At 59.5% G+C, this 22,789-nt stretch carries 22 protein-coding genes and 1 pseudogene; 2 read left to right on the top strand and 21 right to left on the bottom strand.

The window, feature by feature from the left end; translation table 11 throughout:
• Positions 1-2: 2 nt before the first annotated feature.
• Entirely contained in the window at positions 3-1,772 is a 1,770-nt protein-coding gene (locus ACH2ED_RS17750; RefSeq protein WP_395093986.1) for a polysaccharide deacetylase family protein, read from the top strand.
• A 24-nt stretch (positions 1,773-1,796) separates the two neighbouring features.
• Here ACH2ED_RS17750 and ACH2ED_RS17745 read toward each other — a convergent pair whose 3' ends face one another.
• From ACH2ED_RS17745 to ACH2ED_RS17720, 6 genes are all read right to left on the bottom strand, one after another.
• Complete coding sequence (locus ACH2ED_RS17745) at positions 1,797-2,516, bottom strand: DUF1080 domain-containing protein (RefSeq protein ID WP_395093984.1); 720 nt, start codon at positions 2,514-2,516, stop codon at positions 1,797-1,799.
• A 12-nt stretch (positions 2,517-2,528) separates the two neighbouring features.
• Entirely contained in the window at positions 2,529-3,584 is a 1,056-nt protein-coding gene (locus ACH2ED_RS17740) for a ferrochelatase (RefSeq protein WP_395093983.1), read from the bottom strand.
• 10 nt (positions 3,585-3,594) lie between these two features.
• Complete coding sequence (locus ACH2ED_RS17735; RefSeq protein WP_395093981.1) at positions 3,595-4,713, bottom strand: chlorite dismutase family protein; 1,119 nt, start codon at positions 4,711-4,713, stop codon at positions 3,595-3,597.
• A gap of 26 nt (positions 4,714-4,739) precedes the next feature.
• The gene (locus ACH2ED_RS17730) at positions 4,740-5,183 is read right to left on the bottom strand and encodes a type II toxin-antitoxin system VapC family toxin (protein WP_395093979.1); all 444 of its coding nucleotides are present in this window, start codon (positions 5,181-5,183) and stop codon (positions 4,740-4,742) included.
• Entirely contained in the window at positions 5,173-5,487 is a 315-nt protein-coding gene (locus ACH2ED_RS17725) for a hypothetical protein (RefSeq protein WP_395093977.1), read from the bottom strand. Before ACH2ED_RS17725 ends, ACH2ED_RS17730 begins: the two co-directional genes overlap by 11 nt.
• 258 nt (positions 5,488-5,745) lie before the next feature.
• Positions 5,746-6,549, bottom strand: a complete 804-nt coding sequence (locus tag ACH2ED_RS17720) for a PGN_0703 family putative restriction endonuclease (RefSeq protein WP_395093976.1) — start codon at positions 6,547-6,549, stop codon at positions 5,746-5,748.
• Positions 6,550-6,597: 48 nt separating this feature from the next.
• On the opposite strand from ACH2ED_RS17720, the gene ACH2ED_RS17715 reads away from it, so the two are divergent.
• Positions 6,598-7,101: a Uma2 family endonuclease gene (locus tag ACH2ED_RS17715; protein WP_395093974.1), complete on the top strand. Its 504-nt coding sequence runs from the start codon at positions 6,598-6,600 to the stop codon at positions 7,099-7,101.
• A 14-nt stretch (positions 7,102-7,115) separates the two neighbouring features.
• Here the strand turns inward: ACH2ED_RS17715 and hemL are convergent, their stop codons facing one another.
• The 15 genes and pseudogenes from hemL to ACH2ED_RS17640 form a co-directional block, all read right to left on the bottom strand.
• The gene (gene hemL / locus ACH2ED_RS17710; protein WP_395093972.1) at positions 7,116-8,411 is read right to left on the bottom strand and encodes a glutamate-1-semialdehyde 2,1-aminomutase; all 1,296 of its coding nucleotides are present in this window, start codon (positions 8,409-8,411) and stop codon (positions 7,116-7,118) included.
• A 5-nt stretch (positions 8,412-8,416) separates the two neighbouring features.
• On the bottom strand, positions 8,417-9,802 hold the full coding sequence (hemG, locus tag ACH2ED_RS17705; RefSeq protein ID WP_395093970.1) for a protoporphyrinogen oxidase: 1,386 nt from the start codon (positions 9,800-9,802) through the stop codon (positions 8,417-8,419).
• Positions 9,799-10,839 carry a uroporphyrinogen decarboxylase gene (gene hemE, locus ACH2ED_RS17700; RefSeq protein WP_395093968.1) on the bottom strand — a complete coding sequence of 347 codons (1,041 nt, stop codon included), beginning with the start codon at positions 10,837-10,839 and terminating at the stop codon, positions 9,799-9,801. Before hemE ends, hemG begins: the two co-directional genes overlap by 4 nt.
• 12 nt (positions 10,840-10,851) lie before the next feature.
• Entirely contained in the window at positions 10,852-11,832 is a 981-nt protein-coding gene (hemB, locus tag ACH2ED_RS17695) for a porphobilinogen synthase (protein ID WP_395093966.1), read from the bottom strand.
• Positions 11,829-12,572 (bottom strand): uroporphyrinogen-III synthase, encoded by a 744-nt coding sequence (locus ACH2ED_RS17690; RefSeq protein ID WP_395093965.1) that lies wholly within the window; start codon positions 12,570-12,572, stop codon positions 11,829-11,831. The genes hemB and ACH2ED_RS17690 overlap by 4 nt, the downstream gene beginning before the upstream one ends.
• On the bottom strand, positions 12,569-13,459 hold the full coding sequence (hemC, locus tag ACH2ED_RS17685; protein WP_395093964.1) for a hydroxymethylbilane synthase: 891 nt from the start codon (positions 13,457-13,459) through the stop codon (positions 12,569-12,571). Before hemC ends, ACH2ED_RS17690 begins: the two co-directional genes overlap by 4 nt.
• A 3-nt stretch (positions 13,460-13,462) precedes the next feature.
• Positions 13,463-14,749: a glutamyl-tRNA reductase gene (gene hemA, locus ACH2ED_RS17680; RefSeq protein ID WP_395093962.1), complete on the bottom strand. Its 1,287-nt coding sequence runs from the start codon at positions 14,747-14,749 to the stop codon at positions 13,463-13,465.
• 113 nt (positions 14,750-14,862) lie between these two features.
• Positions 14,863-15,594, bottom strand: a complete 732-nt coding sequence (cobA, locus tag ACH2ED_RS17675; RefSeq protein ID WP_395093960.1) for a uroporphyrinogen-III C-methyltransferase — start codon at positions 15,592-15,594, stop codon at positions 14,863-14,865.
• The gene (locus ACH2ED_RS17670) at positions 15,548-16,264 is read right to left on the bottom strand and encodes a bifunctional precorrin-2 dehydrogenase/sirohydrochlorin ferrochelatase (protein ID WP_395093958.1); all 717 of its coding nucleotides are present in this window, start codon (positions 16,262-16,264) and stop codon (positions 15,548-15,550) included. Before ACH2ED_RS17670 ends, cobA begins: the two co-directional genes overlap by 47 nt.
• Positions 16,265-16,313: 49 nt before the next feature.
• Positions 16,314-16,622 carry a Rieske (2Fe-2S) protein gene (locus ACH2ED_RS17665; RefSeq protein ID WP_395093956.1) on the bottom strand — a complete coding sequence of 103 codons (309 nt, stop codon included), beginning with the start codon at positions 16,620-16,622 and terminating at the stop codon, positions 16,314-16,316.
• Positions 16,619-19,069, bottom strand: a complete 2,451-nt coding sequence (gene nirB, locus ACH2ED_RS17660) for a nitrite reductase large subunit NirB (RefSeq protein WP_395093954.1) — start codon at positions 19,067-19,069, stop codon at positions 16,619-16,621. Before nirB ends, ACH2ED_RS17665 begins: the two co-directional genes overlap by 4 nt.
• Positions 19,066-20,295 (bottom strand): nitrate/nitrite transporter, encoded by a 1,230-nt coding sequence (locus tag ACH2ED_RS17655; RefSeq protein WP_395093953.1) that lies wholly within the window; start codon positions 20,293-20,295, stop codon positions 19,066-19,068. The genes nirB and ACH2ED_RS17655 overlap by 4 nt, the downstream gene beginning before the upstream one ends.
• A gap of 170 nt (positions 20,296-20,465) precedes the next feature.
• Positions 20,466-21,869: an alginate export family protein gene (locus ACH2ED_RS17650; RefSeq protein ID WP_395093951.1), complete on the bottom strand. Its 1,404-nt coding sequence runs from the start codon at positions 21,867-21,869 to the stop codon at positions 20,466-20,468.
• 283 nt (positions 21,870-22,152) lie between these two features.
• Positions 22,153-22,221, bottom strand: a pseudogene (locus ACH2ED_RS17645) (hypothetical protein); the annotation flags it as partial.
• Positions 22,222-22,230: 9 nt separating this feature from the next.
• Complete coding sequence (locus ACH2ED_RS17640) at positions 22,231-22,689, bottom strand: VOC family protein (RefSeq protein WP_395093949.1); 459 nt, start codon at positions 22,687-22,689, stop codon at positions 22,231-22,233.
• Positions 22,690-22,789: the final 100 nt, after the last annotated feature.

Raw genomic sequence — 22,789 nt, 5'->3', positions numbered from 1 at the left:
GCATGAAGAAGTCTCTGTGTCTTTTGACCGTGGCGGCGCTCGCGCTCAGCGGTGCTTCCTGTCCCTTCAAGAAGAACACCCCCCCTCCCTCCCCTGAGGTGCCCGCCGCCTCCCCCCGCTCGGCCACTCCCGCGCCGTTCGATACCGCACTCTTTGCGCCGCTCTCGCCGCGTGCTCAGAACCGCCGCATACCGGTGATCATGTACCACGATATTGTGGCCACCAAGAAGCAAAAGACGGTCTTCTTTGATTGCACTGCCGATGAGTTTCAGGAGCAGATTGCCTATCTGGAGGCTCAGGGCGCGAACTTTATCAGTATGGAGCAGCTCCAGCGCCACTTAGTCCGTGGCGATGATGTGCCCGAAAAGTCCGTGCTCCTGACTTTTGATGACAACTACCAGGGCTTCTACGATCATGCCTATCCGATCCTAAAAGAGAAAAAGATCCCCTCAGTGATGTTTGTACACACGGCGTTTGTGGGCAAAAAAGACGGACCGCATCCCAAAATGGACTGGGAGACACTTAAACTTCTGGATGCCGAAAAACTCGTGACAATCGGCTCGCACACTGTTAATCACCCAGCGGAGTTTGAGAAACAGCCGCTCGATGTCCAGCAGACCGAGCTCTACGAGTCTAAAAAGACACTGGAGGCGGAGCTAGGGCACCCCGTTTCCTCTATCGCCTACCCAGAAGGGCGCGCTGATGGGGAGACATTCTCGCTGGCGCAGCAAATCGGCTATACCCTGGGCTTCACGGTGGAAAATGGCCCTGCCGAGCAGTCTCCAAGCATCTTAGCTGTCAATCGCACCATCCACACACGCCTGGAGAAAGTCTGGGAGGAGTGCCAGAAGGCTACGGTCGAGGCACCTGCCGCGCTCTTTGAGCGGAATTTGATTGAGTCGCCGGTCACTCTGGAAACGGGGAAATTCGACGGGGTGGGGCTTGTCCTGGTTAAGGGTGGCAAGCCACTCACCGTGCGTGCCACCGACACGGGGCGCAAGTCCGTGGGGGAGTTTATCCGCGACACTCCCTCTACCGTGGCGGGGATGAACGGGACATTTTTTGTGAATGCGGACCTGCGCTCCGTGGACAACGCTCTGATCGGGCCCTGTCGCACCCAGATCGAGAGTCTGTTCTTTGCAGATGAGGATAAGCAGCGTCTGCCGCGTATCTGGAACCGCCCACTGGTGGTCTGGGGGCCCAAGAAGATCGCCATTGTCCCCTTCAATCCCTATGCCAACAACGATGAGGTGAGCGTGATCTCCCTGATGGGGGATGCGACGGATGTCTTTCTAGGGGGGGCGTGGATTGTTCATGACGGGGTCGCGCGTACGAAAAAAGAGATTGTCTATGCTGCCCGCGACTTCAACGACCCTCGTAAGCGTGCTTTTTTTGGGGTGACGGACAAGGGCGAGCCGGTTCTGGGAGCGACTCTGGAGGTCGTGACCACGGAGATGATGGCACGCGGTGCCGCCGCCGCCGGGGTGCATGAGGCGGTCTTGATGGACTCGGGGTTCTCGACGAGCATTGTCTACGACGGCAAGATTATCGCCACGGGCCACACCGCCAAAGACCTGCCCTCACGCTCCGTACCCCATGCAATTCTCGTGAGTGGCATCCTCCAGGCACCCACGGATCCCGCGACACTCAAGATACTCCAGAGCGCCGAAGCCGCCGTCGGCCTGGTACCTGCCAATAAGGCGCAGGCTGATGCCCCCCTAGGGGCGCGGGCAGCGGGTGATAAGCCTGAGCGAAAGAAGCGGCGACGGTAATTCGGGGCGAATAAATGGTAGCGCTTACTTCGGATCGTAGCTCTTGGAACTCTCGGTGGGAAGCGGCACGATCCAGATCTGGCGGAACTCCGTGGGGTTATGGTGGTCCTGGAGGTAGATGGGGCCAGGTTTGTCAATGGGGCGGTCGCCGCGAATTCCAGTTGCCCCCTGAATCTCGGTATTGTTCTGCACCAGAATTCCGTTTTGTAGCACCGTCACGCGGGCTTTTTCCGTGAGCTTACCGTCCACAAAGCGAGGGGCACGGAAGATAATATCGTACGTCTGCCAGGAGAGTGGGGGCTTGCAGGCATTGACCAGAGGGGCCGCTTGGTTGTAGACCGCGCCGCAGTCGCCGGTGCCCGGAATCTTCAGTCCCGACGAGTCCAGCACTTGAATTTCGTACCAGCTCTGTAAGCCCACGCCAGAGTTGCCCCGGCCCTGGCCCTTGCCTTCGGGGACATAGGGGACTTTGAACTCGACGTGCAGTAGGAAGTCCGTGAACTCCTGCTTGCTGACGATATTACCCTTCTGGGAGACCATCGCGCCCTTGACCACGCCCCAGTCCGCGTCGGTGGTGGAGCCAAACTTGCGCCAGTTGGCTGACATTTCCTCGGTCTTCCCTGAGAAAAGCACGATGGCTCCGGGGGGCGGAGGAACGGGCTTGGGCTGCTTTGCCTTCGGATCAGGCGGGAGATAGGGCGACTGCTGAAGAGCCGCCAGTGCGAGAAGAGAGAGTACATTCATCGTGGCTTTATTTTACCCGGTATTTCCTGCCATCGCGGGACGGCCTTCGCCACGCAGGCAGCAGTTTTGGAGGCAGACATCCGGGTTGGGGCCGCGTGTGCCGATGGTCAGGCGGGTGAGAGAGTCGGTGTTGCGCTCGGCAACTAAGTCGTGGATCATCTGAATGAGTTTCGGATGCGTTCCCGCCGTTCCCGCACGAATAAACGCGATCCCCCGCTCGTCGGCAAGCTGCTTGGCCTCGTAGTCTAGATCGTAGAGCACTTCCATGTGATCCGAGACAAAGCCCAGCGGGACGACGGCGACTCCTCCCCCCCAGCCCCCGCCGGGCGGGGGAGAAAATTCCCCCGCCCGGCGGGGGCTAGGGGGCAAGTTGTGCAGATAGTCCAGAATATCCGGCTCCAGCCAGGGCACCTGCGGCGGCCCGCTGCGGCTCTGGTAGGCAATATCGAACTGGGATTCCAGCAGGCCACACGCCTGTGCGATGAGCGTGGCGGCTTCTTTAAGCTGCGCTTCGTAGTCGCAGCCACGGGCCATGCCGATTGGGATGCTGTGGGCCGTGAAGACCACGCGGGAGCCGTCGGGGAGCTGTGCGAGGGCGTCTTTGACGCGCTCGGTCATCACTTCGATAAAGAGCGGGTGGTTGTAGAAGACGCGGATCTTACCAAACTCTGGCGCGTCCTCACCGACGGCCTCGCGTGCTTTGGCGATGTCTTCTCGGTACTGGCGGCAGCCCGAGTAGGAACTGAACGCCGATGTTACAAAGACCAGCGCGTTTTTGATGCCGTCGGCTTTCATCTGCGCCACGGTGTCAGTAACAAACGGATGCCAATTGCGGTTTCCAAAGTAGATCGGCAGGGGGAAATCACTCGCCTCAAGCGCCGTAATCAGTGCCCGGTTCTGGCCGTTGATCGGACTCACGCCGCCAAAATGCTGGTAGTGCTCCGCCACTTCCGCGAGGCGCTCTACGGGAATATTACGGCCCGCTGTCACATTTTGCAGAAACGGAATGACATCCGCGGGGCCTTCCGGGCCGCCAAAAGAAAGGACTAAGAGTGCGTCGTAGTTCATCACCAACCCCCTAACCCCCGCCCGGCGGGGGAAGCTTAGTCCCTACCCACACCATTCCGTTTTCAAGCTTGGTCTGGAATGTCTCGACGGGCTTTTTCACCACGCCGTCAATCGCCGCGCCGGTCTTGAGATCGAACTTGCCGTAGTGCCAGGGACACACCACAGAACACTCGTCGCTATTAATCGTTCCCTCGCAGAGCGGGCCGCGTGCGTGGCTGCACCGGTTGTTGATGGCGTAGATCTCCCCCTTGATATTAAAGACCCCGACCATCTTGCCTTCCAGAAACACCGTGCGAGTCTGACCGGGCTCTAGCTCGCTCAGCGCACAGACCTCCACCCAGCTCTCGCGGGCTTCCCCGAGCGCGAGGGGCTCATCAATGGGCAGGCCGCCGAGCGTGTCGAGGGCCTCATCGAGGCGCACGTTGACGCAGGTGAAGATGGGGGTGTCCTGGATCGTGTAGCGACTGGACTCGGTCTCGCGCAGCTCCTGCACTAAATCCAAGAAGTCGGCGGGCTCGTCGGTCTCGAAGGCTAAGATAAACTCATAGTCGTCTATGCCGAAGCTGTAGGTGGTGTTGAGCCGAATCGAGGGGTACTTCTTGCCCACCTCGATGTGCTCATCCATCACGCCCTGACGTGCGTGCTGGGAGAGATGGTACCACTCACGGGTCTTGATAAACGGATAGACAAAGACATACTTCGCCTCCGACGGGTCAATCACGAGGCGTTCTTCTTCGGTATCGCCACTGTCGCCGCCCACTCGAATCTCGTAGACTGAGCGCTTGGTTTGAGAAAAATAGCTGTAGGCGATGTTTAAGTAGCTGCCCATCTTAGTGCGCAGAATCGCGGTGGCCAGCTCCTGAAAGACCAGCGGGCTCTCGGCGATCTGCCAGAGGAGCAGCTCCGCATCGGCGCGGGTGCCGACCGTGCTGTAGGGACGAAGCAGCATGCGTCGGTTAAAAGTGCGGATGGTCTCCGACAGCTCACGCTTCTGCGCCGCTTGCTCATCGTCACTCAAACGCCGCCAGAGCGGGTCGAGCTTGTAGAAGGCAAAGCGGACATACTGACGGCGGCTGAGCTGCCGTCCGGCGGGAGGCGGTGCGGGGGAGTCGGTGGTGCGTGGTCTCATGCCCTAGATGATACCCTGCCCGACCGCTAGCGAGTCCAGTCCTCGAAGGTGAGACCCGGTATACGCTCAAAGTCACGCTGATTGCGAGTCAGGAGCGTGGCATTGTTGGCGAGCGCAATACAGGCGATACGAAGGTCTTGTGTTCCGACACGAATTTTTTGAGAGCGAAGCAGGAAGAAGAGCGCCGCTGCTTGTGGTGTGAAGTCCCAAACGGCAATGGTCTGATAGAGAGTCAGTGTCTCATGTAGTCCAAGAAAAGCAGCCGTCTGAGCGGCAGGAGTTTGGGCTTTGTTAATCTCCGCAAGACGGCCCTCAACCTGCTCCATGTACGTGATAATGGTGACTCCGTAGTCGTCGGGGGCCACTAATTTCAGACGCTCGCGTAGAGTCTCACTTTCTGAGCCGCCTCGCTGTAGGAGGCTTAGGTGGTCGGTGTCAAGCAGCAATAGTGTCTCTGGATTATCGGCCACGGCTTGCTTCCTGGCGTTCCTGCTCTCGTTTCTGCTCACTGTAGTGCACGACGCTCTCAAAGGTGGGATCGTTGGCGAAGATGCCCGTGGTACGCTCCAGGAAGTCCCCTGCCGTGGGCTTCGGGCGGGGGGGGACGGGGGCTTCGTGGCGTATGCGCTCGATCTCGGTGAGAAGTGCCTCCGAGGTGAGAAGAGGAGCCTCAGCAATATCGAGGGGAGTGGGGTGTGCGGGGAGAACAAGCTGTTGTTTAATGCGTGTCACTTCGGACTCCAGCGCCTGTACACGCTCTTCTAAAGTTACCATCGTTTTGTTTTCTCCAAGGGTGTGCGACCCCCTCTCCCCATAGGCGCGGACTCCCGACAGCATCTGTCGAGTGCTCTCCTCCCTTGGTCGAGTTTTCGCAAAATTCTGGTGAAGGCTCGCCGGTATCTGCCGAGCCTTCACCCCTCATTATAGAGCACTCTCCCGCCTTCGTCGAGAAATCTCCAGGGGGCGGAGAGAACTCTCCAAACTGCTCAGAGTGCTCCCCAGAGCCGTCAGACGCTAAACCTTGCCCCTCGTCTAAATAACGTACTTGACCTTCAGCTCTTTCGCATGAGCCAGTAAGTCCGGGGGGCAGTTCGGGTTTGTGATCAGACTATCAATAACATCTTCCATTGCAATCGGGAAAATGCAGGCACGGATTGCGGGATCAACCTTCGCCAGCAAACCTGTCAGCTCGCTCCACAGGGGCTTATTTGCCCGAGGCAGTAGGAACACCAGACGACCTTTTTTCTCATCCTGGTGAAGGCGACACAGATGCCATACGTTCCGAAGAATCTGATACGCCCCAAAAAACTCAGGAGCTTTCAGCAGGGTGCTATCCACATACCCCGTCAGGGTGGGAAGATAAATATGCGTTAGTTTGTCCCTATGTTTGGCATCGTCTTTGGCTTTTCCAAAATCGGCCTCAGAGAGCTTGATCTCACACAGCGTCGTAACCTCATCGTCTGTAATCCAGAGCGCATCCAGATTGGTTCCCTCCTCCTTGCACGGCACCGCCTCAAGCTTCGATGTCTTAAGTTTAGCTGTCTGTCCAAGAGCCGCTAAAAGTACCTCTGCCTCGGCTCCACCCGCACTGAAGAAAGGAAGAAAAAGATTGAACGCAAATGCCTGCGATGAATTCAGATGATGGAAGTACACATGTCGAGATAAGCCTACAGCTTTCTCCAGGGGTAAAGCAAGTGGTAATAGGTTTAAATCTGCATCTGCCTTGGCGAGAATATGACTATATGGTTTGCTCCGAAAGAAACCTGGAGCTGAGACTCGCAAAACTAATTTTTTATAGTAACTCAGATGGAGCTTTAAATCATCTTGATAGGACATGGATGCCACTGTATCATAGGCAACTCAGGCTCACGATAAAATAGCGGCATGGATTTCTTCGAACTCGCCCAGCAGGTGGAGGAGCTTTCCGGGGTCAAGCTAGAAAGGGCAGGTGGCATGACCACCTGGGAGGCGTTTCCTTCCTACAAACACCAGGATCGCATCTACAAAATCCAGCAGGCTATCCGCCGTCGCGCCGATGCGATCTACGACTGCGCCTGTTCCCATGTCTCCGATGCCTATGTCAAGTTCCCCGATGGCTCGATCAAGCGGCCCGATATTGCGATTTTCTGCCGCGAACCCGACGAAGACGAGCAAGACGGCGCGGTGACATTACTTCCTGAGGCGATTATCGAGATCATCAGCAAGCACTACGAGGATAAAGACCTCAAGGTGGGCGTGCCGTTTTATCTGAGCCAGGGAATTGCTGATGTCGTGACGCTGGACATGGCGACGGGCACCGTCACGCACTTTCGTCCCGGCCAGCCTGAGCAAGTCCACGCTTCCCCCGTGACGCTCGCCTTCGCGTGCGGCTGCGAGGCAACAATCTAGGGAGCAGGGAACGCTTAGAGCTCGCTCATGCTTTCTTGAATCGCGTCCAGAGTGCTCTGGATAACCTCCGGCGTGTGCGCGGCGCTGACAAAGCCTGCCTCAAACGCACTGGGAGCCAGATACACGCCGCGCTCCAGGAGCTTGTGAAAGAGGAGGGCGTAGCGCTCGGTGTGGACGAATTGCTTCGCGGTGGCGTAGTCCGTGATCTGCACGCCGGGTTCTTTGAGCAAATAAAATCCGAACATCGTGCCCACACAACCTACCTGGATCGGGAGATTTGCCTGCGCGGCAGCGGAGACAATCCCCTCGGTGAGCTGCTTAGTTGCTGCGACAACTCCCTCAAAGACGCGGGACTTCTGAATTTCGGTCAGAGTCGCCAGCCCCGCCGCCATTGCCAGTGGGTTGCCCGAGAGTGTCCCCGCCTGGTACATCGTCCCGGCAGGCGCGACGTGCTGCATAATGGCTTTCTTACCCGCATACGCCCCCACCGGCAGGCCCCCACCGATCACTTTTCCGAGGCAGGTGATATCGGGATCGAGGCCCCAGAGCGCCTGCGCCCCGCCTGGAGAGACGCGAAAGCCCGTCATGACTTCGTCCAGAATAAACAGCGCCCCGTACTCGCGGCAGAGCACTTGGAGCCCCAGTAAGTAGCCCTCTGTGGGCGTGACAAAGCCCATATTGGCCGCAATCGGCTCCACAATCACCGCCGCGATCTCCGAGCCAAGCTGAGAGAAAAGTGCCTTTGCACCGTCTAAGTCGTTGTAGGAAAGTGTCAGCGTGCTCGCCGCCGTGGCCTTGGGGACGCCCGGCGAGTCCGGCAGACCTAGGGTCGCCACGCCACTGCCCGCCTGCACTAAGAGCATATCGGCGTGGCCGTGGTAGCAGCCGGAGAACTTGACGATCTTCTCGCGCCCGGTCACCGCGCGAGCGAGGCGCAGGGCACTCATGCACGCCTCGGTACCGCTGTTAACAAAGCGAATCTGCTCGATACTCGGCACGATCTCGATTACTTTTTCAGCAAGCTGGTTCTCTAAGGCAGTAGGTGCACCGTAGCTCGTACCCTTGGCGGCAGTCTCGGTGATGGCTTGCAGAACCACTTCGGGCGCATGGCCCAGAACCAGCGGTCCCCAAGACAGAACATAATCGGTGTAGCGGTTGCCATCGGCATCCCAGATAAATGCGCCTTGGCCGCGCTCGATAAACCGGGGCGTGCCGCCGACCCCGCGAAAGGCACGGACGGGGCTATTGACGCCGCCGGGAATAAGCTCCTGCGCACGGGCAAAGAGTCGCTCTGATTCTTGTGTGTTCATCGGTATTAAGATACCCGCTTGACTGCTTCCTCTGCTTGGTGGATACAATCGGGGATGCCGACACCGCGATACGCACAGCCGGTGAGGTGCAGGCCGGGTGGGAGGGATTTTTCGAGGATATCTATCCGGTCGAGATGCCCGACATCGTACTGCGGGTTGGCGTTTTGCCAGCGGAAGATGCGGTGAAAGAGTGGCGCGGCGGTGATTCCGAGAATATCCAAGAGCTGCGCCTTGGCCATCGCCAGAATCTCTGGGTCGGATTTCTCCAGCGTCTCCGGAGAGCGCGAGCCACCAAAGAAGACCCGGACGAGCGCGTGGCCGTCGGGCGCGCGCGAAGGGAACTTGATGGAGGAGATCGTCAGGGCGTTGATCGGGCGCTTCTCCTGGCGCGGGATCACCATGCCGAAGCCATTTAAGGGGCGCTTGATGTCTTCAGTGCGAAAGCCCAGGGAGAGTGTCCCCGTGCTCACAGTTCGGATGAGGTCTAACTGTTCCGCGACGCGCGGGGCGAAGGGCTGAATGAGCCTGGCCGCCACCGAGGCGGGCGTGGTGAGAATCACCTGCGTGGCAGTCAGGAGCGTGCCATCGCTCAGCGCCAGTTGGTAGCTGCCGTCAGGCAGGGAAATGAGCCTTGTGACGGATGTATTCAGCCGTAGCCCCCCCGTTAGCTTTACCACCAGAGCGTCCACGAGCTCCTGTGTGCCGCCGGGAAATGACTGGAACATCGGGGGGCGCTTGCCATTTTTATTTTCCTGCGCCTGCTTGGCTTTTTGGGCCAGCGTCCCACGAATAATGCTCCCAAACTCGGTCTCTAGCTGGCGGTAGCGCGGGAATGTGCTGAGCAGGCTCTGGCGCTCCGACTCTCCGCTGTAGATGCCCGAGAGCAGAGGCTCCCCGAGCTGTGTGAGCGCTTCTTGCCCGAATCGCCGCCGGACGAAGCTGCCCACGGTCTCATCTGCATTTGTGGGACCGGTGCGCGGAGGAATCAGCCAGTCTAGGCCCATGCGCAGCTTGCCTGGAAGTGAGAGCAGGGGGGTCTTGAGAAACGGCCAGAGCTTGGTGGGGACAATGAGCTGAAAGCCCTCGGGGAGCGCGACGGGCTTGCCTTTGTGCAGCACATAGATCGTGCGGAGCTGATCATTGGTGCCCATCAGCCGCTCCCCCAGGCCTAGCTCTCTCGCAAGCTGCGCCGCCCACGGTTTTGTCGCCAGAAACGAGTCCGCGCCGCCCTCGACAGTAAATTTCTCACCGTTTTCGAGCACGAGGGTCTCGGTCTGTAGTTTTCCACCCCAGCGCCCCGACGCCTCGAAAAGCGCGTACTCTAGCCCGCGCTTCTGGGCAAACCACGCCGCGCTCAGCCCGGAGATGCCTCCCCCGATAATTGCGATCATGCGCGGGTCTGGGTGTACTCGTGGACAAAATCCACGAGCTTGCGGACGGTCTCCACGGGGGTCTCGGGCAAGATCCCATGTCCTAAGTTGAAGATATGGCCGGGGCGGCCCTTCACGCTCTCCAGGATCGCCTTTACTCGTGGCTCCAATGCATCCCAGTCCGCAAAGAGGGCGACCGGGTCGAGGTTTCCCTGCACAGCCACGCCCTCGCCGAGCTGGTCCCATGCCGTCGCCAGATCCGTGCGCCAGTCCACCCCGATCACATCCCCGCCCGCCTCGTGGATCAGCGGGAGCATCCCACTGGTGCCGGTGCCAAAGTGGATCAGCGGCACCCCCGCCTTGCTCGCAATCTGGAGCGCCTTGCGGCTGTAGGGTAGCACAAACTGCTTGTAGTCCGCCGGGCTTAGCTCACCTACCCAGCTATCGAAGAGCTGGAGCGCCTGTGCACCCGCCTCGGCCTGCGCCAGCAGATACTCCCCAGCAAGGGTCGCCAGCTTGTTCATGAGAACATGCCAGGCTACCGGTTCGTTCCACATCAGCTTCTTCACCTCGATACGGTTCTTGCTCGCCCCACCCTCCACGGCGTAGCTGGCGAGGGTGAACGGGGCACCGCTAAACCCGATCAACGGGATACCGCGCGGCTCCAGCTCTTTTCGTACCAGCCGGATCGCCTCCAGGGTGAAGCTCAGGGCCTTGCGCGGCTCGGGGACTTTCAGGAGCCCGATCTGCTTTGCCGTGCGCACCGGGTTGTGTATAATCGGCCCCTCGCCCTTCAGAAACTCCAGCTCCAGGCCCATGCCCTCTAGCGGCGGAAGAATATCGGCGAAGATAATCGCGGCGTCGAGGTCAAAAGCATGGATCGGCTGCATTGTCACTTCGCAGGCCAGCTCTGGGCTCTTGATGAGCTCCAGGATACTGTACCTTGTGCGGAGCTCGCGGTACTCGGACATGTAGCGTCCCGCCTGGCGCATCAGCCAGACGGGTGTGGCATCAACAGGCTCGCGGCGGCAAGCGCGTAAAAATCGGCTATTTTGCATGTTCGTTCCAGTTTACCCTGCCGCGAGCCACTGAACGGCATCGCGGGCGAAGTAGGTGAGGATCATGTCCGCACCGGCGCGCTTGATGCTCACCAGGCTCTCCAGGGCGCAGCGCCGCAAATCAATCCAGCCGTTCTGCGCGGCGGCGTGGAGCATGGCGTACTCGCCGCTCACCTGGTAGGCGGCCAGTGGCAAGTCGTAGGTGTCGCGCACTTCTCGGATAATGTCTAAGTACGCCCCTGCGGGCTTGACCATGAGAATATCCGCGCCCTGCTCCACATCCAGCGCTACTTCGCGGAGCGCCTCTCTTCGATTTGCCGGGTCCATCTGGTACTGTCCCCGATCCCCGAACTGGGGTGGGCTCTCGGCGGCATCGCGAAACGGTCCGTAGAAGCCGCTGGCGTATTTCGCGGCGTAGCTCATGGTGATAGTGTTCACAAGGCCGCTCGCGTCCAGCGCCTCGCGGATCGCGCCGATCATCCCGTCCATCATCCCCGACGGTGCGATCATATCCGCACCCGCCTCGGCATGCACCACCGACGCTTTTCCTAAAAGCTCCAGAGTGGCATCGTTGAGCAGGTAGCCGCTCTCGTCTAAAACCCCGCAGTGCCCGTGATCCGTGTACTCGCAAAAGCACATGTCGGAGATCACTAGCAGCTCCGGGCGGGCTTTTTTGAGGGCGCGGATCGTGCTGGGAACAATTCCATTTGGGTTCCCGTTCTCACTCCCACAGGCATCTTTGATCTCCGGGATGCCAAAGAGAATCACTGCGGGAATTCCCTCATCAAAAGCGCGGCTCGTCTCCTCCACCAGCGTGTCCGGCGACCACTGAAACTGCCCGGGCATCGAGCGGATGGGGATTTGCAGGCCGCTGCCGTGGCGCACAAAAAGCGGGTAGATAAAGTCCGCCGCATCGAGCTTAGTCTCCTGCACTAGCTGGCGCAAGAGCGGCGTGCGTCGCAAACGGCGCGGACGAAAGATCAATTCATTCATAGGAAGTATTCTGCCAGTGCTTCTATAAGTCCGTCGAGGGTGTGCGTGGTGGATATCACATCTACTTGCAGCCCGTGTGCCTCCGCCATCGCCGCCGTTTGTGGCCCGATGCAGGCAACGCAGACCGATGCTAAGTCGGTGCGATTGCCGCCCTCGGCGCTTAGGCGATCCATAAAATTCTCCACAGTCGAGGCACTGGTAAAGGTTACCGCATCCACCTGCTTTTGAGCCAGTAGCACCGGGACATTCGCGCCGCCCGTGCCGGGTACGGTTCGGTATGCCTCAACCACCGTCACTTCCGCCCCCTGTGCCCTCAGAACATCTGCCAGTGTCGTCCGCGCAATTGCCGACGCCGGGATTAAGACGCGCTCTCCAGGCTGGATCTGTAGCGCTTCGCCCAGTGCCTCGGCGGTGAATGTCTCGGGCAGGAGCACCGCTTCTAGACCTAGATAGGCTTGCGCGGCTCTGGCAGTCGCTGGGCCAATCGCTGCGTTCCCCCGCCGGGCGGGGGGGAGGGGGGGGGACTCAGCCAGAGCGAGAACGGTGTTCGCGCTGGTGAGCAGGAGCCAGTCAAAGTACGCTAGATTTGCCAGTGCCTCGCGTAGCGGACGGTCATCCTCGGGCGGGACGATGGCGATGCAGGGGTACTCGATCACCTCCGCGCCTTGGCTCCGAAGTAGAGAAGTGAAGCGGGAGTTCTGGTGCGTGGCGCGGGTATTGACGATGCGCTTGCCCGTCACCCCAGGAGCTCCGTGGCTCCCTGGGCTTTTGCCTCGTCGGCGAGCTGGGAACCGAGGGAGTCAGCATCGGTGGGAGAGGCGGTGCCAGTCACTTCGATGCAGCGCGTGCCATCTGTTGAGAGGATGCGTGCCGTGAGAGTCAGCGTACTGTTCTCGATGCTGGCGTAGGCGGCCAGCGGGAGCGAGCAGCCACTGCCCAGAGCGGCGAGGAAGGCACGCTCGGCGGTGACGGCTTGCGCGGTGGGCTCATGGTGAATCAGAGAGAGTTTTTCTCTAATCCAGGCTTCGTCGCGGCACTGCACGGCAATCGCTCCCTGGCCGGGGGCGGGGAGCATGATCTCGAAGGGGAGCACTTCCGTGATGACGTTATCGTAGCCCAAGCGCTCTAGCCCGGCGTGCGCGAGCAGAATGGCGTCGTAGGGGCCGTCGGGCGCGAGCGCTTTTTGAATGCGCGTGTCCACGTTGCCACGGATATCCAGAAGCTGCAAGTCCGGGCGCGCGCGCAAGAGCTGGGCGGCGCGGCGGCGGCTACTGGTGCCGACAGTGGCGTTTTGAGGAAGCTCTGCAAGTGTCTTTCCGCTGCGGCTGATCAGGGCATCACCGACGGGGGCGCGGGCTAAAATCGCGCCCAGAACCAGGCCGTCGGGCTGCTCGGTGGGGAGATCCTTGAGGCTATGGACGGCGCACTGGATCGTATTGGCATGGAGTGCAGTTTCTAGCTCGGCAGTGAAGAGGCCCTTGCCACCAATAAGCGGCAGGGGCGTGTCTAGTACTTGGTCGCCCTTGGTCTGGATCACGACCATCCCGCCGCCTAGAGAAAGCATCAGTAGGACATGTTCGGTCTGCCAGCGGGCGAGCTTGGAGCCACGTGTGCCAAAGTGCAGCATGACTTATTGCTTCTCGGCGAAGGGGCAGCGGGCCGCTTCCAGCCCAAAGATATCGCGTACCGTGTCGGCGTAGTTAATCCCATTGCCCTCGATGGCATTGCTACGCAGACGTAGAGTGGGCTCGTGCATCAGGCGATTGACCAGGCTGTGTGCCAGGATCTCAATCGCACGTTGCGTGGCTTCATCGGCGCCTGGCAAGCGGCTGAGAGCTTTCTCCACTTCGCTCTGCGCCAGCCCCTGGGCCCAGTCGCGCAGGTCTTTTATTACCGGGGTCACTGCACGGGTCTGGAGCCACTCGGTGAAGCGTGCGGTCTCTTGCGTGATGATATTTTCTACGGCGGGAATGGCGGCGCGGCGCAGCTCGAAGTTGGCATCTATCACTTGCTGGAGCGCGTCAATGTCGTGGTAGGCGACGGACTCCAGTGTGGCGACCGTCTCTTCGATATCGCGGGGTACGGCAAGGTCAACAAGCGTGAGAGGGCGGCCTTCGCGTGCTTTTTGCACAGCCGCGACCTCGCTGTAGTAGATCACGGTATGGGGAGCGCCCGTCGCGCAGATCACCGCATCCGCCCAAGCAAGCGCCTCATCGAGCTGGCACCAACTGAGCGCACGGGCATTGAGTTTTTGCGCGAGGTCTTCGGCATGGATCAGTGTCCGATTGATGATCGCAAGCTCCAGCTCGGAGCTGCTACGCAGTGCTTGCGCCGCCAGTGTCGCCATCTCGCCAACACCGACAATCAGCACACGGCTCTGACCTGGTTGGCGAGTCTGGAGCACAAGCTGCGCTCCCGCATGGCTCACCGAGGTGGTGTAGCGGCTGATCTCGGTCTCGGTGCGGGCACGCTTACCGGCTTGCGTGGCCTGCGCGAAGAGCCGGGAGAGAATCGGCCCGCTGCTACCGGCGTTCTGCGCCTCTTGAAACGCTAGCCCGACCTGGCCGAGAATCTGATCTTCCCCCAGAATCATGGACTCCAGCCCACAGGCGACTCGCAGTAAGTGCTGCGTGACTTCATCGCCAGTCTTGACGTCGAGATGGGGGCGCAGCTCATCCTCAGGGAGTAAGTAGAGAGCGCTGAGCGCCGCAATCAGGCAGTCCGTGTTGGCCTTTGGATTTAGCGTGGCATAGAGCTCCAGACGGTTACACGTCGAGAGCAACGCTACCTCAGAGACTACCTCTGTAGCTCGTAGCTCTTCGAGTGCCGTGCGTAGTGCGCAACCTGAGAGAGAGAGGCGCTCGCGCAGTGCGACCGAGGCAGTGTGGTGATTAACTCCTAGCAAAACAACAGACACGTTCTAAGTTCTCCTGGCTAGTATACCGCCCGGTTTGGCATCCGTTCCCGACGCCTGATTTTTATCGTAGCTTTTTGACGTGAAGAAGACGTGAAGGTTTAGGGTGTGAGTTTTTACCACCCAAGTTGCCCACGGACATCCACAACCTCTCCAATGACAATAATCGCCGGGGGGAGGATTTCTGTGACAAGGCTCTCAATAGTGGCGAGCGTGCCGGTGACAACTTTCTGCCCCGGGTAGGTGGCGGAGGCAATAAGAGCGACGGGAGTATTTTCCGGTCTGCCGTACTGGCGTTGCTTCTCCAGAATTTTGGAAAGCCGCGAGACCCCCATTAGAAAGACGGCTGTCCCGATGAGTGCCGCAGCCTGCCAGTGGGTTTCGGGGAGGTGATTCGCCTCGCCCTCTTGCCCCGCAAACACGCAAAAACCCGCTGAGACTCCCCGGTGCGTGACCGGAATCCCCGCCGCGCCAGGCCCCGCAATCGCCGACGAAATCCCCGGAATCACCGCGTAGGAGATGCCATGCTCGGTGAGGTAGGCCGCTTCTTCACTGCCACGTCCAAAGACAAACGGATCGCCGCCTTTAAGCCGCACGACGGTTTTTCCGAGCTTCGCATGGTGCACGAGCGCCTCGTGGATCGCATCCTGGCGTGGCTGCGACGGCGTCCCCAGATCTTTCCCCGCGTAGATGCGCTCGGCTTGACTCGGGGCGTGTTCGAGTAGCTCAGGAGCCGCCAGTCGGTCGTAGAGCACGACATCGGCGCTCTGGAGCGCCTTGAGCCCCTTGAGCGTGATGAGCTCAGGATCGCCCGGCCCGGCACCCACTAGATAGACAAAACCGCTCATCACACGCTCCTCTCTCTTGTTGCAGGGGGCAGCAGACGCGCAGCTCCATCCGTGCTCTGGCTTCTGCCATATCTCCCGCCGCCAGAAGCTCAGGAATCTCGGAGTCTAGCACGGCCTCCCAGAACTTCCGCTTGGTCTCAAAGGTCGGGAGTGCCGTTTTTACGCGGGGCCGCCAGCTCCCCAGAAACGCTGCCAGCTCGCCCAGCTCCGGCGTGAGAATCTCCTCCAGGATGCGCTTTCGGACTCTTTGTGCTAGCGCCGGGCTGCAACCCGCCGAAGAGATCGCGACCTGCATCGGGCCAGAGCGTGCAACCGCGGAGAGGATAAAATTACAGAACGTCGGGTCGTCCACGGAGTTGCCCAGCTTGCCGTTTTGGTCGGCCTCCGCAAAAACCGCACGATTGACGGTTTTATTGTTGGTGGCTCCAATGGCTACAAAAGCATCGGTCTGATCGCTCGGCTCCCAGCGCTTCTGCCGCCACTCAAAGCGTTTCTCCTGGTGCCAGTGCTGCAATTCTTCGGAGAGCTCGGGAGAGACAACACGGATTCTTGCACCGCTCTCAAACAGCACCGAGAGCTTCTCGCCCGCGACATAGCCGCCGCCAATCACAACCACTTGCTTGCCGTGCAGGTCGAGGTAGACAGGCTGGTAGTGAGACGAACTCGCCATAGAAAATTACTGTATCATAAATATTACTATTTCGATAGGGATAATTAAATTACTCGGAAATGCTGACCAGAAGCTCTGTACCCTCGAGGCGTGCCGGATAGGTCTGGATCGAGCACTCGCCAAAGACAGGTAGCCCAGTGGCGAGTGCGAATTTCCAGGCGTGGAACGGACACACCACAATCCCATTGCCCGTCAGCCCATCGGCAAGCGGGCCTTGCCGGTGTGGACACTCGGCCTGTGTGGCGTAGACACTGCCGTCTCGCAGGTGAAAGACGGCGAGCTTGATGTTCCTGACCAGAAACTCGCGGCCCTCACCAGGGGGGATTTGGTCAATACTGCCCAGTTTATAATCGCTCATGCGTTTACTACCCTCAGCTCGGAGCGGAACTGGTTGGGGTTTTTATTGACCAGCGCCTCTTCCCACGGATCCACGTAGGCATCAAGCTGGATTTTCAGTGCCGCCTCCAGCTGTAAAGCCAGCCCCTCGCTGTCATCTACGAGAAGGGCGCGAAGGGGGGCGATTCCGAGGCGCTCGACAAAGCCGTAGGTGCGCTCCAGGTAGCGGGCGTTCTCGATGTAGTACTGTAAAAAACGATCCGTGAGCGTGATGGCCGCTTCATGAGACCCTACCACGGCCAGCAAGTCGCCTTTGCGGATATGGGCACCGGCGGCCCCGCCGATATAGATCTCCCACTTGCCATCGCCTATTGCCACGTAACCGACATCTTTGACATAGGCTTCAGAGCAGTTTCTCGGGCAACCCGCCGTTGCCATCTTGACTTTTCCGGGCGTCTCTAAGCCCTGGTAGCGTTTTTCTAAAGTGATCCCGAGCGTGGTGGAGTCTCCTAAGCCGTAACGGCAGAAGTCGGTGCCGACGCAGGTTTTGACGGTGCGAAAGGCTTTTGCGTAGGCATGGCCCGACGGCATCCCGAGATCCTGCCAAACCCCCGGCAGGTCTTCTTTCTTAATGCCGAGCAAGTCAATGCGCTGGCCGCCGGTGAACTTTACCATCGGGACATCGTATTTCTTGGCAACTTGTCCGATCTTAATCAAGTCGTCGGCGGTCGTAATCCCACCGTAGATTCGGGGAATGACACTAAAGGTCCGGTCTTTCTGGATATTGGCATGGACGCGGTCATTGATGTAGCGCGCATCGCGCTCGTCCTCGTACTGCGCTCCCCAGAGGCTGCGCAGCAGTGAGGCCAGGCCCATCTTGCTCCCGGCATCTTCTCGCCCCTCAGCTAGCGCGTTGAAGACGGCGCTAACGGACTTGAGACTTTGGGCTTTAATCGCCTCGACCAGCTCGGTTTTCTTGAGCGGCACGCCAGGGACGTAGTAGTGCACACTGGGATCTTCCTCGGTCTGACCATCGCAGGCCCAGTCCACAATCTCCCCGACCAGTTTCTTGCAGCTTCCGCAGCCCGTGCCCGCCCGGGTCTGTTCCATCACCATCTTCAGGCTTCGTGCGCCGTTCCCCACACACTTAACAATGGCGCCCTTGGTCACGCCGTTGCAGTTGCACACCTGCGCCGCCTCGGGCATCTCGATCATGGTCGCGCCCAGCGCGGGAGCCTCACCAATATCGAAGAGCATGAGGGCACGCTCGTCGGGGAGGGCGTTGCCACGATCAAAGTTTTGGATGAGATAGCCCGCTCGATCGGCATCGCCCAGCAGGATTGCACCAATAAGCTGACCGTTGCGGATAATGAGCTTCTTGTAGATGCCCGTCTTTGGCTCGGAGTAGACAATTTCCTCATCGTCGTCCTCTTGTGCGCCCGTCACGCCCATAGACGCAAGCTCCACACCCATGACCTTGAGCTTGGTCGCCAGCTTCGAGCCTCCATAAACTGCCTCGGGCTTCCTTGCCGTTAAGCGGTCCGCGAGGACCACGCCCTGATCCCAGAGCGGCGCGACGAGGCCATAGACACGCCCGCGGTGCTGGGCGCACTCGCCCACCACCCATATTTTTTCATCGTCAACGGACTGCATCGCGTCGGTGACTACAATGCCACGCTCGACACTCAAACCGCACGCTTTAGCGATCTCCGTGTTGGGCGTGATGCCGCACGAGATCACCACCATATCGCAGTCGAGCGTCGTGCCATCTTTGAAGGCAAGACCCGTCACCTCGGAGTCGCCCAGAATGCTTGTCGTGGCTTTTTCTAGGTGCACATGGACACCCATCTTCTGCATCGTGGCTTTTAAGATCCGCCCCGCTGTTGCGTCGAGCTGGTTTTCCATGAGGCTGGTCGAGAGATGGATCACGTGGACTTCACAGCCAAAGCGCAGCAGCCCTCGCGCCGCCTCCAGCCCGAGCAGTCCGCCCCCGATCACCGCCGCTTTTCGTGCCTTCGCCGCCGTTCCCGCGATCTTGGAGCAGTCGTCAATCGTGCGAAAGACAAAGACCCCAGAGCGCATCACGCTATCCGCCTCTTCGGTGTAGAGCCCTTCCATGCGGGGCACAAACGGGCGGCTCCCGGTGGCGATAATCAGCTGGTCATACGCAATGCTCTGGCCATCCGCCAGCGCCACCGAGCGGCTCTCTCGGTCAATTGCTGCCGCGCGAACCCCGGCGATCAGCTCAACTCCATTATCTGTGTACCAGGCCAGCGGGTTCAGAAATATCTCGTTGGCCTCTTGGGCACCATTGAGCACATTGGAGAGCAAGATACGGTTGTAGTTGCCGTAGGGCTCGTCGCCGATCATCGTGATCTCGAAGCGCTCACCACCGCCGCGTGCCAGAATCTCCTCGACAGTGCGGGCACCCGCCATCCCGTTGCCAATCACCACCAGTTTTTCTTTCATGCTTTCACGGTGCCTTTCGTGCTGCGAACCACACCATTTGTGCCCAGCCACTCCCGAACCCAGCGAGGGGAGATGCCGCGCAGGACAGCGAGGGCGGCGCCCGCGATCAGGGCAAAGGCGATAAAGCCGCTCGCGTAGGTTCCGGTCGCCTCCTTGAGGTGTCCCAGAGCAAAATTAAGGTAGTAGCCACCGACACCTCCCGCTGCACCGACCAGCCCCGTCATTGCTCCGATCCGATCCGCAAAGCGCTGCGGCACCAGTTGGAACACCGAGCCATTACCCATTCCCAGAGTTCCCATGAGCAGAAAGAGCGCGAAGGCCGTCGGAAGAAAGCTCTGTGACGAAAAGGCGACCAGGAGTGCGGCTCCGACAACGGTTGCGTAGACCACCGTCAGCATTTTTACGCCCCCCAGCTTGTCTGCGAGAGCCCCGCCGACGGGCCGTAGGAACGAACCCGCGACAATAAAGGGCCAGGTAGCCAGCCCTACCGTTGCTTTCTGGAAGTGAAACTGATCCACAAAGAACGTATTGATAAAGCTCGAGAGTCCGACAAATCCACCGAACGTGACGAAATACAGCAGGCAGAACCACCATGCATCGGGCTCCTTCGCCGCCGCGAGATAGTGTGCGAGGGGGGCGGGTTTGGCGGCACGAGGGGGGTCTTTGGCAAGAAGGGCAAAGAGCGCCAGCACTAAGATAACGGGCACCATCATTACCCCGAAGACCGCTTGCCATCCAAAGGAGCGTGCAAAGAGCGGAGCCAGCAGAGTCGCCAGTACCGTTCCTGAGTTACCCGCACCCGCGATTCCCATCACGATTCCCTGGAGGTGTGGCGGGTACCAGCGCGACGCTAGGGGGAGCGCGACGGCAAACGAGGCCCCAGCGACTCCCAGCAGGATCCCCACACAGACCAGCCCGCCGTACGAGTGCCCGAGCTGCCAGCCGAGCACCAGTGGCACCAGGGTCGCAAAGAGCGCTGCTATTCCGACGATTCGCGAGCCGAAGCGATCCGCCAGGACGCCTAGTAGGATGCGCCAGGCCCCAGCGGAGAGAAGGGGGATGCCCACCAGCGTGAGCTTGGTCGCGTCCGACAGGTGGAGGTCTTTGGAGATGAAGGGCATGAGTGCCCCTAAAATCACCCACACCATGAATGAGATATCAAAGTAGAGAAATGCTGCCAGGAGCGAGGGGGTATGTCCCCCTTTTTTTAGATCGCTGAGTGTCACAGTCGTTCGCCTTTCCAGTGTGCGTGGGCGTTCTGCCCAGTCGGTGGCGGCGGTGCCGAGAGTGTCGAGATTCGAGAGAACGCTCTGCGTGGAGTACTCTTTCGCTACTAAATTTAGTCTACGTGCGCTTTGTTTCGTTCACATGACCAGATTGTTTCGAGAGTATTTCGTCAGAACTTATACGTCAGCTCGCCGTAGCCCAGCAGGCCGTTTTTGTCGCCGTAGATTCCCTGAATCACGGACTTGCCCAGCATCTGCCCCAGATAGAGTGTGGCCGTGGCGGACTTGCTCAGCGTGTAGTCCGCCGAGATATCCAGTAAATCCCCGAGCGCACTACTCCCGTTGGTCTTTCGTCCGACCAGCCCGAAGGCGGGCTTGCTCTGGAACGGCCCCCCGGCGACATACCAGAGGTCTTTTCCGCTGGCGAGTGAGACCGAGTGGTAGTCGGCACGGAGCGCGAGCTTGGGACTCGGCTTTGCCATCACCTGAAAGAAGATATCCTTGGCGTTGGCCTCGGTGTAGAACGGGGTTCGTGCGTAGATGCGCGGCGTGTTGAGCATCGCGTAGAACGTCCCGTGCGTCTTGTCGGCGGGGTTGCCGTCGCCGCTGGTAACATCGTAGCCGAGCCGGTACCACGCGCCCCACATGGCTTTCTTGGGCTTGTAGCCCACTTCGAGCGAGTAGGCGCTCGCGTTTTGTGTCTTCGTGCCCCAGTCGCCGCCCTGGAGCGCGGCCCAGCCCATAAAGTCCCAGGCTCCGCTCTTAGTTGGCTTGGTGGCAAGATAGTGGCCGCCGAGCGTGTAGAGCTTGAGTGCGCCCATCTCCGCTGTCGTTGAGTTCTCAGACTTAGTGATTCCCTTGCGGACGTCTTCGTAGGCAATCGCAAAGAGGCGCTTGTCCTCGGTCTTGGTTGCTTTGGTTGTGCTCAGATAGGCCACCCGAACATCGGTGAGCGTCTTTGCTCCGTCTAAATCAAAGACACCTGCGGTAGGGTAGGCGAGCAGGCCCGTTAAATTCGTTCTGGTCTTGCTGGTCTTGCTGTACTGGATACCGTCGAAGGCGCGCCCGACATGAGTCCAGCCAAAGCCCGCGATCAGCCGCTCGGAGACGCGCTGCTTTTTTACCCAGGCCAAGCTGGGGGTTTCTGGAATGCTCTCATTGCCCTCCGCAAACTCAAAGCGCCCGGCGCGAATGCCTTGCTTCTTGTCCAGAAAGTAGGCTTGCTTGATAAATAAGCTGCCCGTTTGGTTACCATTGGCCGCTTTATAGGTCGCGCCTAGGCCCAGTGCACCTAGGGGAGCCGGGGAGGCAGCGCGGGTTGGGAGTCCGAGAAGCTGCGTGGATTGCAGCTCTAGCTTGCTCTCGCCTGTCTTGGTGGTCTGTGTGACACCGTAGCGGAATTGAAACCCCGTGAACGTGTAGGCATTCTGGTAGCTGCCTGTGCCGGGCTTGAACCAGTCCCACGCCTCTTGCCGAAGGCGAAGCGAGCCTGAGTAGGTCGTTTTTGTCTGCGCCTGGACAACTCCAGGGAGTAATAATAAGACTAGTGCACCCAAGTAAGGTGAAAACCTCATACGAAACCCCTCCAAACACGAATGTCAGGGGCATCTTCGCCGAAAATAAACGAACGATTATCAGGACTACAGCTTTGTTTGCCCGATAATAAATAGGTTACAGGAGAAATATTTCGTGAATATTTCGTGATTGTGTCGGATGGGTTACATTTAACTGAAAAACGGGCTTGATGCGTGCGGCGCAGACTTTAAATTCGGGCATTTTTGAGATGGGATCGAGAGCGGGGTTGGTCAGTGTGACGGTATCCCCGACGGGAGTGTCTCCTCCGGCGAGCACTTCCCGCTGCGCTGCCTGCCCCGCCGCCTCGCTCCCCGCCATCCCCGCCCCAATTACCGTGACATCAAAAGACATGCCCTCAGTTTACCCCCAGGACTGGAGCTCGATGATATTTCCCTCCGGGTCGGTGACATAGCACCAGGTGACACGCGCTCCCGTAGCCGTTGTCAGTGTCACGATCTCCCCGACTGCAGAGCCGCCTGCCGTGAGCACGTCGCGCTGGGCATTGGTTACAGAGTCAACTTCAAAAGCGATGTGCCCAAAGCCGGGACGGTTCACTTTTGGAGCGGGACCGTCTTCGTCCGGCGTGTAGCTGTAGATCTCTAAAGTTGGCCCAGAGCTGCCGTCGTAGCCGGGCAGACGCAGGTGAACACCGCGCAAGGTTGCCCTTGGCACACCCGTTCCCGCTTCAAGAGTGACACCTGAGTAGTTGCGCTCGGGGGGGACGGGGACACAAGCGAAGAGTGACTGGTAAAACTCGGCGAGCCTGCGCCAATCGCGGGCGATGAGGTTCGTGTGGACATAGCGTGCGCCTTGTATCATGGTGACTACTCCGCACGGGTAAACCCGGCGGCTTCTATGGATTGGATACCAACAGACTCTAATCCCAGTCTGAGAATGTTTAGAGAGGCATTATGATCGC

Source organism: Armatimonas sp. (assembly GCF_043757465.1).
GTDB lineage: Bacteria > Armatimonadota > Armatimonadia > Armatimonadales > Armatimonadaceae > Armatimonas.
This window is presented reverse-complemented; position numbering and strand designations above follow the sequence as displayed.